This window comes from Gottfriedia acidiceleris (genome assembly GCF_023115465.1).
Classification (GTDB): Bacteria; Bacillota; Bacilli; order Bacillales; family Bacillaceae_G; genus Gottfriedia; species Gottfriedia acidiceleris_B.
Genome location: NZ_CP096034.1, coordinates 4,201,052 through 4,218,068, shown reverse-complemented (window position 1 = coordinate 4,218,068; position 17,017 = coordinate 4,201,052). Strand labels below are relative to the sequence as shown.

At 33.6% G+C, this 17,017-nt stretch carries 16 protein-coding genes; 10 read left to right on the top strand and 6 right to left on the bottom strand.

Translation table 11 applies throughout. From position 1 onward, the window contains the following. Positions 1-38 precede the first annotated feature (38 nt). The 10 genes from MY490_RS22385 (at position 39) to MY490_RS19905 (ending at position 10,852) form a co-directional block, all read left to right on the top strand. Positions 39-329: a chromate transporter gene (locus MY490_RS22385; RefSeq protein ID WP_432707023.1), complete on the top strand. Its 291-nt coding sequence runs from the start codon at positions 39-41 to the stop codon at positions 327-329. Positions 330-855: 526 nt separating this feature from the next. Then, entirely contained in the window at positions 856-2,250 is a 1,395-nt protein-coding gene (locus MY490_RS19945) for a cytochrome ubiquinol oxidase subunit I (protein ID WP_248267209.1), read from the top strand. Then, complete coding sequence (gene cydB / locus MY490_RS19940; RefSeq protein ID WP_248267208.1) at positions 2,247-3,260, top strand: cytochrome d ubiquinol oxidase subunit II; 1,014 nt, start codon at positions 2,247-2,249, stop codon at positions 3,258-3,260. Before MY490_RS19945 ends, cydB begins: the two co-directional genes overlap by 4 nt. Next, a complete protein-coding gene (cydD, locus tag MY490_RS19935) occupies positions 3,260-4,963 on the top strand; it encodes a thiol reductant ABC exporter subunit CydD (protein WP_248267207.1) in 1,704 nt (567 codons plus the stop codon). The genes cydB and cydD overlap by 1 nt, the downstream gene beginning before the upstream one ends. Positions 4,964-4,974: 11 nt before the next feature. Next, the gene (gene cydC, locus MY490_RS19930) at positions 4,975-6,699 is read left to right on the top strand and encodes a thiol reductant ABC exporter subunit CydC (protein ID WP_248267206.1); all 1,725 of its coding nucleotides are present in this window, start codon (positions 4,975-4,977) and stop codon (positions 6,697-6,699) included. 227 nt (positions 6,700-6,926) lie between these two features. Then, a complete protein-coding gene (locus MY490_RS19925; RefSeq protein WP_248267205.1) occupies positions 6,927-7,904 on the top strand; it encodes a ring-cleaving dioxygenase in 978 nt (325 codons plus the stop codon). 299 nt (positions 7,905-8,203) lie between these two features. Then, positions 8,204-9,685 carry a flavin monoamine oxidase family protein gene (locus MY490_RS19920; protein ID WP_248267204.1) on the top strand — a complete coding sequence of 494 codons (1,482 nt, stop codon included), beginning with the start codon at positions 8,204-8,206 and terminating at the stop codon, positions 9,683-9,685. A 73-nt stretch (positions 9,686-9,758) separates the two neighbouring features. Next, positions 9,759-10,001 carry a spore coat associated protein CotJA gene (locus MY490_RS19915; RefSeq protein WP_248267203.1) on the top strand — a complete coding sequence of 81 codons (243 nt, stop codon included), beginning with the start codon at positions 9,759-9,761 and terminating at the stop codon, positions 9,999-10,001. A gap of 2 nt (positions 10,002-10,003) precedes the next feature. Then, complete coding sequence (locus tag MY490_RS19910) at positions 10,004-10,267, top strand: spore coat protein CotJB (RefSeq protein WP_248267202.1); 264 nt, start codon at positions 10,004-10,006, stop codon at positions 10,265-10,267. Positions 10,268-10,282: 15 nt separating this feature from the next. Next, positions 10,283-10,852 (top strand): manganese catalase family protein, encoded by a 570-nt coding sequence (locus MY490_RS19905; protein WP_129689941.1) that lies wholly within the window; start codon positions 10,283-10,285, stop codon positions 10,850-10,852. A 279-nt stretch (positions 10,853-11,131) separates the two neighbouring features. On the opposite strand, the gene MY490_RS19900 is transcribed toward MY490_RS19905, so the two are convergent. The 6 genes from MY490_RS19900 to MY490_RS19875 form a co-directional block, all read right to left on the bottom strand. Next, on the bottom strand, positions 11,132-11,860 hold the full coding sequence (locus MY490_RS19900; RefSeq protein ID WP_248267201.1) for a LysR family transcriptional regulator substrate-binding protein: 729 nt from the start codon (positions 11,858-11,860) through the stop codon (positions 11,132-11,134). A gap of 52 nt (positions 11,861-11,912) precedes the next feature. Continuing rightward, complete coding sequence (locus MY490_RS19895) at positions 11,913-12,092, bottom strand: helix-turn-helix domain-containing protein (RefSeq protein ID WP_248267200.1); 180 nt, start codon at positions 12,090-12,092, stop codon at positions 11,913-11,915. A 323-nt stretch (positions 12,093-12,415) separates the two neighbouring features. Continuing rightward, positions 12,416-12,580 (bottom strand): spore germination protein, encoded by a 165-nt coding sequence (locus tag MY490_RS19890; protein ID WP_248267199.1) that lies wholly within the window; start codon positions 12,578-12,580, stop codon positions 12,416-12,418. Between the two features lie 207 nt (positions 12,581-12,787). Further along, entirely contained in the window at positions 12,788-13,912 is a 1,125-nt protein-coding gene (locus MY490_RS19885; RefSeq protein ID WP_248267198.1) for a Ger(x)C family spore germination protein, read from the bottom strand. Then, positions 13,909-15,006 (bottom strand): GerAB/ArcD/ProY family transporter, encoded by a 1,098-nt coding sequence (locus MY490_RS19880; RefSeq protein WP_248267197.1) that lies wholly within the window; start codon positions 15,004-15,006, stop codon positions 13,909-13,911. Before MY490_RS19880 ends, MY490_RS19885 begins: the two co-directional genes overlap by 4 nt. A gap of 6 nt (positions 15,007-15,012) precedes the next feature. Continuing rightward, a complete protein-coding gene (locus MY490_RS19875; protein WP_248267196.1) occupies positions 15,013-16,443 on the bottom strand; it encodes a spore germination protein in 1,431 nt (476 codons plus the stop codon). Positions 16,444-17,017: the final 574 nt, after the last annotated feature.

Genomic DNA, 17,017 nt, shown 5'->3' with positions numbered 1-17,017 from the left:
AAAAGATTTCAATTCTTTTTTACTTAGTTACTACAAAGATGGCCGGATATATTGGAAATGTTGAGGGCGGCTTTTTTGGTTCCTTTGTAGGATTATTTGCAACAATTACACCCTCTCTAATCTTGATGATTGCTTTATTAAGCATATTAATGGAGCATAAGAATTCACCAAAAGTCAAAAAGATGACGTCACTAGTTAGACCTTTAATCGCCGTTTTCTTGGCATTATGGCCTTTGACTTTTTTAACGATTCATATAATGGGGGTAGGCCTAACGCAAACAATTATAATTAGTGTACTTTCCTTATTATTACTTGAACGTTATACGTAATCGGAGGGGCCCTTGTTTATGGTCCAGTATTTCTATCTTAAATAATGAACAACTTTTTTTAGCTTTTTCGGAACATTATTGAAGCAATGCCATTATATGGTTGCTTTCAGTAATGTTTTTTTAGTTAATAAGCTCAAAGCTAAGGAAAAAAAGGGACGACTATTTTACACGTTAAGTATAAATTGCCAGCGGAGGAGAAAACTCGACGAAATATTAAATATGAGTGCAACTACGCCTCTGTCTTCGTGTAAAGGCTCACCAATCAACGAGCTTTCTTTAGAATTAAAAAGTAACTTTATCAGTGAATGTGAACTATGTCACAAAATAGACAATTTATAGACACGATTTAGACAAAAAAGATTAAGGCAAAAACCCCTTTGGAAAAGTAAACTAGAAGTAACAAGAGTACTATAGAGTGGTTCTCTAAAATTTACTTAATGATTTATTTGTGAAAAAATGTTCAAAATTTCGCTCGAGCTTAATGAAAATTTTTTTGAAATGATTTTGATCCTAAGGGGGATGTACTGTGAGTGTGTTAGAGCTTGCAAGAATACAATTTGGTTCTACAACAATTTTCCATTTTTTATTTGTACCACTTTCAATAGGTTTAGTATTTATGGTAGCAATTATGGAAACATTGTATGTGCTTCGAAATAAAGAAGAATATAAAAAGTTAACAAAATTCTTTGGGCACTTATTTTTAATTAATTTTGCGGTTGGTGTTGTGACAGGTATTATTCAAGAGTTTCAATTTGGTATGAACTGGTCTGAATACTCTCGTTTCGTAGGTGATGTATTTGGAGCACCACTTGCAATTGAGGCACTTTTAGCATTTTTTATGGAATCTACATTTTTAGGCATATGGATATTTGGTTGGGAAAGACTTAATAAAAAAATTCATTTAATGTGTATTTGGTTAGTTGCATTCGGAACGTTAATGTCTGCATTTTGGATTTTAGCAGCCAATTCTTTTATGCAGGAGCCAGTTGGCTTTGCGATTAAAAATGGTCGCGCAGAAATGACCGACTTTTTAGCGATTATTACAAATCCACAACTTAAAGTTGAGTTTCCTCACACAATCGCTGGAGCATTAGCAACTGGCGCGTTATTTGTTGCTGGTGTAAGTGCATATAAAATCTTAAAAAAACAGGAAATAGAATTATTTAAAAAAGCATTTAATCTTGCAATGGTGTTCGCGCTAATTGCAGGAATTGGTGTTGCATTTAGCGGACATTCTCAAGCGAAGCATTTAATGAAAACTCAGCCGATGAAAATGGCTGCAAGTGAAGGTCTATGGAAAGACAGCGGAGACCCTGCAAGCTGGATGGTCTTTGGTCTGATTGATTCGAAAAAGAAAGAAAATAAATACGAGGTAGAAGTACCATATTTATTAAGTTATCTGGCTTATGAGAAGTTTGAAGGTAAAGTACCTGGTATGAATACATTACAAAAGCAGTACGAGAAATTATATGGTCCTGGAAATTATATTCCACCAGTTAATACAACTTTCTGGAGCTTTAGAATAATGGCAGGAGCAGGAATGGTCATGATTTTAATGGCGATGCTAGGTTTATATTTTAGCTATCGTAAGAAATTAGAATCAAAAAATCTATTCTTAAAGGCATCAATTTTACTAATTTCTTTACCGTTTATTGCAAATACAGCTGGATGGGTTATGACGGAAATAGGTCGCCAACCATGGACTGTATTCGGTTTAATGACTACTGCTGCATCCGTATCACCGAATGTTTCAAAAGGATCACTCATTTTTTCAATCACAACGTTTACAACGATGTATGCCATATTAGCAGTTGTTTTAGTTTACTTGTTTGTGAAAGAAATTAAAAAAGGAACACACCATGTTGAAACTGAAAAAGTTCCTACTGTCGATCCGTTTGAAAGGGAGGCAATCAATATATGATTGAGTTAAATGAATTATGGTTTTTACTCGTAGCAGTTTTATTTATAGGGTTCTTCTTCTTAGAAGGCTTCGATTTTGGTGTAGGTATATCTACAAAGCTACTAGCTAAAAATGATACTGAAAGAAGAATTTTAATAAACACAATTGGACCGTTTTGGGACGCAAATGAAGTGTGGTTATTAACGGCAGGCGGAGCAATTTTTGCAGCATTCCCAAATTGGTATGCAACGATGTTTAGTGGATACTATATTCCGTTTGTATTTGTATTAATGGCATTAATCGGACGTGGTGTTGCTTTTGAATTCAGAGGGAAAGTTGAAAGTTCTAAATGGGCAAAAGCTTGGGATTGGGTCATTTTCTTCGGTAGTTTATTACCACCATTTTTATTCGGTGTATTATTCTCGAGTATCCTTAGAGGTATGCCCATCGATCAAAATATGAATATATCTGCTGGTTTTACAGATTACGTAAATTTATTTACAGTAGTTGGCGGAGTAACGGTGACATTATTATGCCTCTTACACGGATTAATGTTTTTAACATTAAAAACAGTTGGAGAATTAAGAAACCGTGCACGTTCTCTAGCACGTATGGTAATCATACCGGTATTCCTATTCTTAGTTGCCTTTACTGGTATGGCATATTTTGAAACGGATATGTTTAAAGTAAAAGCATATATAACAGTTCCACTAATTTTATTAATCGTAGTATCTTATATTCTTGCTACAATATTCATCTTTAAAAAACGAGATGGTTGGTCATTTGCTATGTCGGGTCTTGGTATTGTATTAACAGTCGGGACACTGTTTACTTCTCTATTCCCAAGAGTCATGATTAGTTCAATCAAAAATACGTATGACTTAACTGTTTATAATGCATCATCAGGTCCATATTCATTAAAGGTAATGACAATTGTTGCATGTACATTATTACCATTCGTACTAGGTTACCAAATTTGGAGTTATTATGTGTTTAGAAAAAGAGTGGATGAGAAGGATTTGACTTATTAATGGGAAAAGATCTTATTAAATTTAAAGGGATTAATCGTTTATTAATAATCCTATCTTTTTTAACAATTATACAAGTAACGGCAATTATTATTCAGGCATATATGCTTTCACAAGCTATTGTCAAATTGTTTAATGGAAAATATAGTAGCGATATTTTATACGCTACTATTTTCTTCATCACCGCATTTGTTTGTCGATATATTATTTCGACTATAAAGCAAAAATGTTCAGAGCAGTTTGCAGACATCGCTTCAACCGAAATGAAAATGAAAGTTTTAGAAAAGCTTTTTAAACTTGGACCTAGATTTGCAAGAAAATCAGGAACAGGTAATATCGTAACGCTTATTATGGAAGGAACTACACAATTAAGAAATTACCTAGAAATCGTTCCACTGAAAATGATTAACTTAGCGATTGTCTCACCAGTAATCGTAATTTATATTTTCTTTGTTGATAAAGTTTCTGCACTTATACTAATCGTAACATTTCCAATCATTATTATTTTTATGATATTACTCGGTTTGGCAGCTAAAAAGAAATCAAATAAACAATGGAAGGTTTACCGTATTTTATCGAACCATTTTACTGATTCTTTACGTGGTCTGGAAACATTAAAATTTCTAGGATTAAGTAGAAAACATATTAAAAAGATAGAAAGTGTAAGTGAAAGATACAGAGAAGCAACGATGGGTACATTAAAAGTAGCTTTTTTATCATCATTTGCACTAGATTTATTCACAATGCTGTCAATCGCTACAGTTGCAGTCTTTTTAGGACTTCGTTTGATTGACGGAGTAATTTTATTAGGCCCAGCATTAACAATTTTAATTTTAGCTCCTGAATACTTTTTACCGGTTCGTGAAGTTGGAGCTGATTATCATGCAACTTTAAACGGTCAAGAAGCTGGGAAAGCAATGCAAGATATTTTAGATGAGCAAGAATTTAAGGTTCAAGAACTTGCTCCTATATCAGATTGGAATCATGCTAGCGAAATGAATTTAAAAGATATATCAGTAAAACCCGAAAAAGATGGTCAAACGATTTTATCAAATATAAATTTAAATATAAAAGGGTTTCAAAAAATTGGGATTGTTGGAGAAAGTGGTTCTGGTAAATCAACGCTTATTGATTTAATAGGTGGATTTTTAGAGCCAGCAAATGGGACTATTCAAATTTCTGGTGAAGAGGTATCCCATCTGCAAATAGAAGATTGGCAGAAACAGTTAATCTACATTCCACAAAGTCCATATATTTTCTCAAAATCATTAAACGATAATATAAGCTTCTATAGACCTAATGCTACTACAGAAGAAATTAAAAGCGCAGCTGTTCAAGCTGGGTTAACTTCTTTAATAGAAGAATTACCAAAGGGTTTAGAAGAAAAAATTGGTGAAGGTGGAAGAGCTTTAAGTGGTGGGCAAAGCCAACGCGTTGCGCTTGCTAGAGCTTATCTAGAAAATCGTCCGATTCTTTTGTTAGACGAACCTACTAGTCATCTTGATATTGAAACTGAGTTTGAATTAAAACAAACAATGCTTCAGTTATTCTCTGGTAAATTAGTGTTTTTGGCTACACATCGCTTACATTGGATGAAAGAAATGGATCAAATTATTGTGATGAATGACGGGAACATCATTGAAGTTGGTACCCATGAAGAACTATTAATGAAAAAAGGTCATTATTATCGATTAATTCATAGTTAGAAGGTAAATATATGTTAAATAAAAATGGATGGATTTTACCATATATAAAAGAAAATCGTCGTTTATTTATAGTTGTGATTTTCTTAAGTTCACTGACTATATTTGCAGCGACATCTCTTATGTACACTTCCGGCTATTTAATCTCTAAAGCTGCAACTAGACCTGAAAATATTTTAATGATTTATGTACCAATCGTTGCTGTACGTACTTTTGGTATTTTAAGGTCGGCTTCTAAGTATGTTGAAAGATTAGTCGGGCACAATACAATTTTAAAAATCTTATCAAGAATGAGAACAAGATTATTTAGTATTCTTGAACCGTATGCACTTAAGATTAATTCGAAGTTTAAAACAGGAGATATTTTAGGTCTTTTAGCAAATGACATTGAATATTTACAGGATATTTATTTAAAAACTATTTTCCCTGGAATTTCTTCATTGTTTATCTATTTTATATCTGTGGTAGCACTTGGATTCTTTTCAGTTCCATTTGCAATATTAACAGCAGTCATTTCCTTTGTTTTAGTTGGTGTTCTACCGTATTTTTCATTATTAGTTGAAAAAGCGCGAACTTACCAAATAAAAAAGGAAAAGAGTCATTTATATGAAAATTTAACTGATGCAGTAATGGGTATTAGTGATTGGCTTTTTAGTGGAAAACAAAATAGCTATATTAAAAATTATAGAGAAATGGATGAATCGTTAAGAAACATCCAAAACAAAGAAAAAAGATTTAGAAGACGTCGCGATCTAGTAGCTCAATGTATTGTAGCGGTTTTAGTTTTGATGATGCTATATTGGGCTGGGAATGAAAGTTTAACTGGAGAAATTCCAAGAACTTTTATCGCCGCATTTGTTTTAGTTTTATTTCCTTTAACAGAAGCTTTTATTCCACTATCAAATTCTCTTGGAAGTGTCCCTTTATATACTGATTCAATTAATCGTTTAGAAGAGATTAAAGAAGTGAGTCGTGATCAGGAATCACCTACTATTGAAGGAGTTATTAAAGATTATCGAAAAATCGAGTTTAAAAATGTTTCTTTTTATTACTCGGAAAACGAAACGATTTTAAATAATGTTTCGTTTACAATTGAGGAAAACAAAAAAACTGCTTTATTAGGCCCAAGTGGTTCAGGAAAATCAACTATCCTTAAACTAATTGAAGGAGTAGAGAGTCCTATTGTAGGGAGCGTTAAAATAAATGAGATTGAAAGTATAACCTTAGGAGACCAAATTTCGAAAGTTGTATCTGTACTTAATCAAAACCCATATTTATTTGATACTACAGTTATAAATAATATTCGATTAGGAAATCCAGCAGCAAGTGACGAAGAGGTAATCGAAGTCACGAAAATGGTTGAACTGCATGATTATATATCATCACTTCCAGAAGGCTATCATACACCTATGCAAGAAACAGGCGTAAGGTTCTCTGGTGGGGAACGTCAAAGAATTGCCTTGGCCAGAATCCTTCTTCAAAATACACCAATTGTTATTTTAGATGAGCCAACTGTAGGATTAGATTCAATAACAGAACGAAAACTACTTCATACAATTTTTAAAGTATTAGAAGGAAAGACAGTATTATGGATCACACATCATTTAATCGGTGCTGAAATGGCAGATCATATTCTTTTCTTAGACAAAGGGAAAATTGCTATGAAAGGCTCACATGAAGAGCTTTTCAAAACTGAGGACCGATATCGCAACCTTTTTGAACTAGATCGACCATTTTAGAGTAAGTGAATAGATGCTAATCAAGAGACTCTGGCTAATTTACCAGAGTCTTTTTTAGATTAATAAATACAGTTTGACGGAAAATGATTTACATGATATATTTATCTCGAATTCGAGATATCTTGAATTCAAAATAAATATTAATTAATTTTTTCAGTATTCTTCAGCAATAGAATCACAAAATAAAAAAGCTTATATAAATAAATAATTTATATGGAGGAATTAGTATGAACGGCTTAAAAGGGATCCATCATGTTACAGCAATAACTAGCAGTGCAGAAAAAAACTATGAATTTTTTACTTATGTTTTAGGAATGCGTTTAGTAAAGAAAACGGTCAATCAAGATGATATTCAAACATACCATTTATTCTTTGCAGACGATAAGGGAAGTGCTGGAACGGACATGACATTTTTCGATTTCCCCGGAATTCCAAAAGGAGTACATGGTACAAATGAAATTTCAAAAACATCCTTCCGAGTACCAACTGATGCAGCATTAGATTATTGGGTGAAGCGTTTTGACCGATTAGAAGTAAAACACTCAGGAATTAAAACACAGTTTGGAAAGAAAACTTTATCATTTGTTGATTTCGATGACCAACAATATCAATTAATTTCAGATGAACAGAATAAAGGGATTGCTTCAGGTACACCATGGCAAAAAGGACCAATTCCATTAGAATACGCCATTACAGGACTAGGACCAATTTTTATCCGAGTAGCTAATTTCGAATTCTTTAAAGAAGTAATTGAAAAAGTACTTTTATTTAAAGAGATTGATAAAGAAGGTTCATTCCATTTATTCGAAGTTGGTGAAGGAGGAAACGGAGCTCAAATTATTGCGGAGCATAATGAAATTTTGCCACAAGCATTCCAAGGCTTCGGTACTGTTCACCATGTAGCTTTCCGTGTAGAAGATACATCTGTATTAAAAGAGTGGATTAAACGTCTTGACTCGTTCCGTTTACCAAACTCTGGCTATGTAGATCGTCACTTCTTTGAATCATTATATGCAAGAGTTGCTCCACAAATCTTATTCGAATTTGCAACAGACGGCCCTGGATTTATGGGAGACGAACCTTATGAGACACTTGGGGAAAAGCTATCTTTACCTCCATTCTTAGAACCAAAACGTGATGAAATTGAACGAATGGTTCGTCAGATTGATACGGTGAGAAGTACGAAGGAATTTATTAAAGAATAGGACTTAATAAAAGACAACACTCACAATTTATGTGGGTGTTGTTTTATTATTTCTACTCTAACTGGAAGCATGAATACAGACATACATCAAAACTGGTGTGGCAAATCTCCAAAATTTTCTTGGGAGTGAGGGGAAATATAGCACATACTGATTAACTTAGTGAGTTTTATTAACTATCTTATCATCTAGCTGTTAAAAATTTCCAAAAAAATTAATGCATAAACCGATTTGTTATTCTAATGAAATATTTCACTGAATAAAAATCTTATGAACTAAAATAATTTTTTAGGAGAGGGAATATGTATAGTACATCTGGTAGGCGTTTATCGAAGGATGAAATGGTTACTTATATACAAAATGGACTAGAGAAGACAAATAATCCGAAAAAGATTGTTATAGTAGGAGCGGGAATTTCAGGATTAGTGGCAAGTTCCTTATTAAAGGAAGCAGGACATGAAGTGACGATTTTAGAAGCAAATGGTCGAGTAGGTGGACGAATTTTTACGAAAAGAGCACCTTTTATTAATGATCAATACTTGGAATTGGGTGCAATGCGTATTGCTTCTGATCACAAACTTGTACTGGAATATATAAATAAATTTAACTTAAAAGTAAATGAATTTGTAAATGGGAAGTCAGAGGATATTATCTACGTTAACGGGATAAAAACAACGCAGAAGCAATATGAACAAAATCCAGATATTTTAGGTTATCGAGTAGCGGCCAATGAAAAAGGGGTAAATGTTGACCAGTTAATTGAAAGGTCGCTAAAGTCCGCAATGGATTTTATTAAACAAAACCCTGATGAAAATTGGAAAACCATTATTGAAAATTATGATCATCATTCAATGGATTCATTTTTAAGGTATAACCCAATTGGAACTCCTTTATCACTTGGTGCTGTGGAAAAAGTAAAAGTACTTCAAGGGATGGAAGGATTTCCTGAACTTGCCTTTACTGCTATTTTAAGAGAGTTCATTGTATTATTTTCAAAGGAAATTAAGTTTTACGAGATTACGGGTGGAAATGATCAACTACCTAGAAAGTTTTTAACACAATTAAAGGATAATCTATTCTTTGGACAAAAAATGAATAAAATCGTGCAGGACAATAATCAAGTAACGATTCACTCAGATCATTATACAAGCCATCTGCCATATCAAACTTCTGCTGACTATGCCATTATTACTATCCCCTTTTCATTATTAAACTTCATAGAAGTGGTTCCAAGAAATTCATTTTCTTATGATAAATGGAAGGCAATACGCGAATTACACTATGTTCCGTCTACTAAAATTGGACTTCAATTTAAAAGTAGATTTTGGGAGAAAGATGGGACATTAGGTGGGAAATTAACCACAGATTTACCAATACGATTTGCATATTATCCAAGTAATCATAATGGTAAAAATGGATCGGGAATTGTTTTAGCTAGTTACACATGGGAAGATGATGCATTGATTTGGGATAGTATGTCTGAAAACGATCGAATAATGAATGCTTTAAGAGATTTAGCAACTATACATGGTAATCAAGTATATACAGAATTTATTACAGGTTACACTCATAGTTGGGCTCTTTATCCATATTCTGGAGGGGCGTTTTCTATGTTCAAACCAGAACAAAATAGAGAGCTGACACCTTATATTTCCACTCCTGAGGGGAGAGTTCATTTTGCTGGTGAACATACTTCTTCTGCGCCTGCATGGATTGAAGGTGCAATTGAATCTGGCATTCGGTCAGCTTTTGAAGTAAATAGCAGAACTTTCGTTGAACGATAAAAATTCATTTTTTATATTTCCGTTGAATATAGTGAAAATAGTGGATGTCTTTTTATTTAAGGGAGTGATCAGTTTGAACGAAAATAATCAAGGACTTCAATTTACCCCTGTAAAATCATGGAATGTTTTTCATGGCCCGAATGATCCGTGTCCACCAATTGGTACAAAATATTACTCTACACCCCCACACTTATATTTAGGATTTCAGCCACCAGGACTAGAGCAATTTTCTTACAAAGAGGCATTAAAAAAAGGTACGTTATGGAAAGTTTTTTATGACTATTACGAAAATCCATATAAAGCTAGGAGGGATTAAAAATGACTGAGCAACTTCCTCCAGAGTATTATCAAGATTTAGAGGAACTGCAAGCTGTTGATTTCGTACTTGTAGAATTAACTTTATATTTAGATACTCATCCAGGTGATCAAAATGCAATTAACCAATTTAACCAATATGTTCAATATAAAAAACAAATCGAAGCTAATTTCGAATCAAAATATGGTCCATTATTTCAATATGGTAACAGTTATTCAGATCAAAACTGGAACTGGCATAAAGGCCCTTGGCCATGGCAGGTATAAAAGGAGGGAGTATAAATGTGGATTTATGAAAAAAAATTACAATATCCAGTTAAAGTAAGTACCTGTAACCCTATGCTTGCCAAATTTTTAGTTGAACAATACGGTGGAGCAGACGGTGAGTTAGCAGCTGCGTTAAGATACTTAAATCAGCGATATACCATTCCAGATAAAGTTATAGGACTTTTAACAGATATTGGAACTGAGGAATTTGCTCATTTAGAAATGATTGCTACGATGATTTATAAGCTAACAAAAGACGCAACCCCAGACCAAATGAAAGCTGCCGGATTAGATACCCATTATGCATCTCATGATAGTGCACTGTTCTATCATAACGCAGACGGTGTTCCATTTACCGCAGCATATATTCAAGCGAAAGGCGATCCAATCGCGGACTTATATGAAGATATTGCAGCTGAAGAAAAAGCTAGAGCAACGTATCAATGGATCATTGATCTTTCTGATGACCCTGATTTAAATGATAGCTTAAGATTTTTAAGAGAACGAGAGATTATACATTCGCAGAGATTTAGAGAAGCTGTAGAAATTCTGAAAGAGGATCGACAACAGCGGAAGATTTTTTAATACTTAATTTTTAAAACCTGTTCCTGATATTTTATCGGGAGCAGGTTTTTTGCTTTGGAAAAATACGAACAAGATATGTACATTATTCATTAAGTTGTGAACTATAAAAAGGGGATATTTATTTAGTAGAATTAAAAATTTTTTATTGATTTTCATTTTTGTAATTATTATTTCATTAATCATTAATAAAGGAATATCAATTGATACTAGATTTCTAACCTGGATCACGACTGTCCACAATGGACTAAATAAAATGATTCCAGTTAAATACCGGACCATTTAATCTGTGTCCCACTTTATAGGGAACAATTCAACTCCTTTTAAATTCTCATTTTTCTTAACAACGTTATCTATATACTCGTATAAATTTTTAATAATTTCTGTAGCTAAATTAGACAAACCCCTTGTCTCAAAATAAATAAGCCAAAAATCTAGCCCGATCATTTGATTATTTTCTTTAATTGGAATAAATTTTATATCTCCTTCTAATACCATCTCATAATTAATTAATGCAATTTCCGGCATAATAAAAATTGCATCACTCTCTTTTGCCATCTGGATAAGAAATCTTTCCGAATATGCGTGTAAAAACATTTGATCTGAAGTTAGGTTAAACAATTTTGATAATAAATTAAAATGTGAACGTTTATCCCATAATATTTTGGTATTGTTTAGTTCAGATGGAGTTATATATTCAAGAGAATAAAAAGGTGATTTTTTTCCTGCACCAACACAAAAAGAAGATCTAATTAAAAGTTTGTAGCCTATATTTTTTAGCTTATTAAAACTTTCTAAAGGAGAGTATGTAATTGCAAAGTCATAATTTTCATTTATAAAAAATTCAATTACTTCTGTAAAATCCTTCTCAATCATATCAAATGAAATGTCTTTATTTTTCGACTTATAATTATGAAGTGTATCTAAAAGTAGATTACTTATACCAGTAGTAAAGACAATATCTAAATGCTTTTCATTTTTATTTTTATAAATATTAATCTTATTATTCATACTATTTATGGATTTCAATATATTATTAGCTTCTGAAATAACTATTTTACCTTCAAAAGTAGGCGTAATACTTTTTTTTTGTTCGATTAAAAATTTTAATTCCTAGCTCATTTTCTAATTGAGTAATTGATTGGCTCAACCCTGAAGTAGATATAAATAGTTTTTCTGCAGCTTTTGTAATAGACATTTCATTTGAGACAGTGACTATATGCAACATTTGTTCAAAATTCATTTTTTACCTCCGCAAAAAGTTTGAGCCAACATAAACGGTGCAATACTATTCTACGAATGCACTGGCTATCTTTAAAAAGGATTTAAAATTCTGTTTTTCTTTTTTTGTATCTTTTTATTTTTTGTTTACCATCTACTTAATATACAATTTTATATTATTCTCTATAAATGATTCAAGAAAACCTGTAGCTCGTGTTTATACCTGGTTTTTCTTATTTTAATCTGTAATCGAAGTTGCTCATCTCAACTGTACTCAAAATTCGACAGCTTTTTATTTTTTGTCTAATTTACATATGTATGAAGTGTTGTAAATATTTGGTTAAATTAATAATTCCCTTTTACTATTTTCAATACGGTTTTTGATAGACGTTTTTGATTTTTACCATATGAGCCACTTTCAATCGTAAGTACAATTGTTCGAAGCATATTTCTGAGCAAATTCATATTCGTTCGTGTACTTTCTGTATATCCTTGAATCGGCCCCTTCATTTAACCATCACTATACAGTTCTTCAAATGACGTTCTTTCCAATCTTGTGTCGCAACATGTAATCCAGTTGATTCCCCATGAATCGAAATGTATGTGAATAAGAAAGGGGTTTGTCTATATCGGCAAACCCTTTTTTAATGACTTCATCACCTAATAAGGCGCATTCAAATCAACCATTACATCGAACCGTTGAGAAATATGCATCACCTACATTCGATCGACATTTAAGATATGCACTTTAAAATGTGGTTCGATATTCATATGCGGATAGTCTGCTTTCCAGTCCATTGATTGCCATATTTTCGGATGATAGGCCTTGATTCGTTCGCCAATCCTGATTAAATCACAATTCGCTTTTTGCATGGTTTGAATGGTCTCTAATGCTTTTTTGTCTAATTGATTACCTAGTTCTTTTTCGATTTTATTCACATACTTTGCATCAAGTTGGTGATATGCTTTTCCTAAATCGAATACATTGATGTCGATGTTAACATTGAAATTCACTTTTGGTGGTCTTTTTGATTGTGGTATCACACGTACAGTTGAAGTTCCTTTTCTTAATGAAAAGCTGTAACTACGATAAGCGTTCTTTTCCTCGCTAACTTTCTCTAATTTACCACTATATCGTTGTCTTCCTTTTTCTTTCCCATTTAGTAACATCGTCATACGCAATTGTTCTTTATTGAGTTCTACATCTGTATTTTTTCCATGGCTAAATAGTAGCGCACCATCTAATTCTGTACCTCCTTCTTTGTCTTTTTGCTTCATAACAGGTATCGCAAGATTTGCTAATTCGTCTTCTTTTGATTCCAATAATTGCATCATCGTCACACTAGGCATGATACTATTCTTATCTAACGCCATGTTAAAGCTATAAAAATTATCAGCGAAATTTGCGTTCTGTTTTGGAATTGTCTTTAAAAATGTTGCTAAGTCACCTTTGAATAGCACAACCGGTGTGTTAATCGATGAATACGGTGTATGTAGTAAAAAATTAAGTTGGGAAATGGGATCGTTTTTCACAAACGATTCACTCATCAAATAAATCCCTGTGCTGATCCCTAAAAAAGGCGCTTGATCGATATACTCCCCTTGACTAATTGCTTCAACAACATTCGGTCCTTTTAATGCAACCGTCTCAGAAACTGGTTCACCAGAACCTGGACCAGTACTTTTTATGTTGGTGATGACATAATTTAATTCGACTTCACGATTCATTTCATTCCAATCGAGTCCTGCTATATTGACAAATTGCAATTTTCTTAACGATAAGCGATCCCAACAACCTGTTAAAAGTGGTAACAATAAAAGTAAAATGACAACTTTTCTCATCCTTTCGCCACCTTTTCACGAAGGATTGAACCAAATAAAAAAACTGTCGGTAGCATGACAATCATGATAACAGAAATAATATTGTGAACATCTGCATAACGAAAAATTCGTTGTCTATCAGCACCAAAGCAACTAATGGCAAAACAGATAATGGCAATTAACCAAACTAATAAAGAGTGGCGGTCTATTTCTTTTTTTCGTAAGTTCGCGACATAACGTGCTGACAAAAATAAGTATAGAAAGACGGTTGCCGTTGTGACAGATAACCAAATCGTCATAAAGACGATATCTAAACTTTGCACGACAGGCCACCTAAATTTACGTAAAATGAACACTATTGGTTCTGTAATGGTATTCATTTGGGTTTCGCTAAAATTATAGGTGACGATGAGGGTTGTCAACACATAAAAGAATGTTGTAATGCCGTTTGCAAAAGACATTGCAAATAAAATCTCGATCTTTTTTTTACATTGGACAAACGGAAAAACATACAAAAGTAACTCGTAACCAGCATATGCCCAAAATGATGGGATCGAATCTTTCAAGACTGCTATGATTCCATGCGAACCAATCGGTAAAATGTTTAGCCAACTCCCTTTTCCCATTCCGCTTATCAAGATGATCGCTGCGCAAATAACGAACAATGTGAGGACGGATTGTGAGACGGTCGACATACTTCTTAAAGAAGATGATGCGGTATAGGCTGCCATCAGAAACGAAAAGCCGACAAGTACAATCCAAGGAGTTTCATATAACACCCACCGATGAAGGATATCTGCATAAGAAACCGCAACCATGACACTAGACTCTGCACAATATAAAGCAAACAAAAGGTTTACAATGACGCCGATTGGTCTTCCAACAATCTGATAGACATACTGTTGAAATGTGAATGTAGGATAACGCTTACCAAGTCGATAAACCACTAGTATCACTACTTGTGCGAACACACCTCCAACCAAAACAGACATCCATGCATCATGTCCTGTATGGCGTGATTCGGCATACGGTATAGACAAGACATGTGCGCCAATTTGCGTTGTAATCACTAGGCAAATCAGTTGGTTAATTGATATCTTTTTGAGATGAATCATCGTCAACTACCCCTTTGGATCATTTAGTCTTGTCATATCTTTTGCGAAACTTTCGATTGGTCGTTTTTTAAGGCGTTTGATTGGTGCTCGAAACAGGGTATCTTTTAACGCATCTTTTGTAAACCACGCATAAAAATAAGGAATACCTATCGTGTGAATCCGGGCTAAATGTGTTAATAACAAAAAGAAACTAATCTCTAACCCGATCAATCCAAAAATAGACGACATCACTAAGAATGGATACGTTATGATTCGCGCGGCATTACTCATTTCGTATGAAGGAATAATAAAGGAAGATACACCTGTGAGCGCAGTAACGACTACCATCATATTTGAAATCAGATTCGTTTGAACAACGACTGTACCAATGACAATTCCACCAACCACACCAATTGTTTGACCAATTGGACTTGGTAGTCGAACGGCTGATTCACGTAAGATTTCAAGCGTAACAAGCATGATTAAAGCTTCTAAAATCGGAGGTAAAGCAACCAATTGCATTGAACTTTTAAGTGACAAGGCAATTTCAAAAGGAATGATCCGTGGATCGAATGTTACGAGCGCAACATACAATCCTGGTAATGAAACGGCAAAGATGAAACAAGCAATCCGAAGGAAACGAAACGTACTTCCGACGATCCAACCAACCTGATAATCATCTGGTGTTTGAAAAAAAGACCAAAATGAAACCGGAAGTATCACACTTTCAGGCGACCCATCTGTTAAAACAACCATTTTCCCATCCATTAGATACGATCGGATTCGGTCTGTCCGTTCAGAGATGAGAAATTTCGGAAATAGAGAAAATTTATCATCACTTATTAATTCCTCTACAAAACCAGGTGACTCGACATAATCGATATTGATACTGGCGATTTTTTTCTCTAATTCCATTAAAACGACTTCGTTTGCTAATGAATGCAAGTATAAAACGGCCACTTTTGTATTTGAACGACGCCCAACTGTGTAACTTTTTACGATCAGATCTGGTGTTTCTGCTAATTTGCGTAACATGTTTACATTTGTATCGATATTTTCATTTAGTGCTTTATGAGAACCACGTAAAACACGTTCATTCATTGGAATGGTAACGGTACGTTCATTTGTTAGTTCAGTGTCTAATAGATAACAGATTGGTTCTCCATTTTTTTGAACCACCGTTTTTCCTGCAACTAGTGCTCTTGATACGTCAACTAACATTTCAGTTTCTTGATAATTAAGGATGTTAACCGCTTCACGAACACTCGTGTACTGGGTATGAAGTAACGGGCGGATGATGTGTTCTTGCACGACAGTTGAGTCAATCATCGTATCTAAGTAGAAAAGACGGTACCATTCTTCCCCAACACGAACATCACTTGTTTTAAAATCGGATGTATGACGCAACATGTCTCGAAGGTTTTTTTCATTTGCATCTAGAAGTGGTTCGATTTTCATGAAGAGACTCTCCTTTCTTCAAGTTAACCTTACATTTCCCGTTGAATTCGATTTCCTTACCTTGAAATAAATGTTATTTTTGGTTAAAAATACCTTACTAATTTTTTGTTTCTGAACGAACGACAAAAGCGAACCTCACATACCATGGTTGCTCGCCTATTTTTACTGACTCATTTTAATCCTAGAAAAATCTATTCTGTTTGGCAAAGAATGAATCGGGACGAAATGGAGAAGGAGTTTTTAATACTATTGTTGATTGCAAAGAATGCTAAAAAGTAAGATATGGAATTTTTAAAAAGGCGTGTGAAATTTTTTGAAAACTTCGATAGAATTCCCCAATTTTCACAAGTTTAGTCCTCGGATAAAGAAATCTCTATTTAACTGAAGGTTTAGGTAAATAGAACAGAAAACAATAAAAAAAACGACATTTTATGGCAGGAAAATTAATAAATAGTCTGTATTTTATATCAAATCCAATAGATTTTCTTCGTCAAACTCCGACACAAAGTTGCAAATTCCCCAATACGCAGTCATTTTTAGTGAAGTATTATTGAATTGAAGAATAGTATTTGAA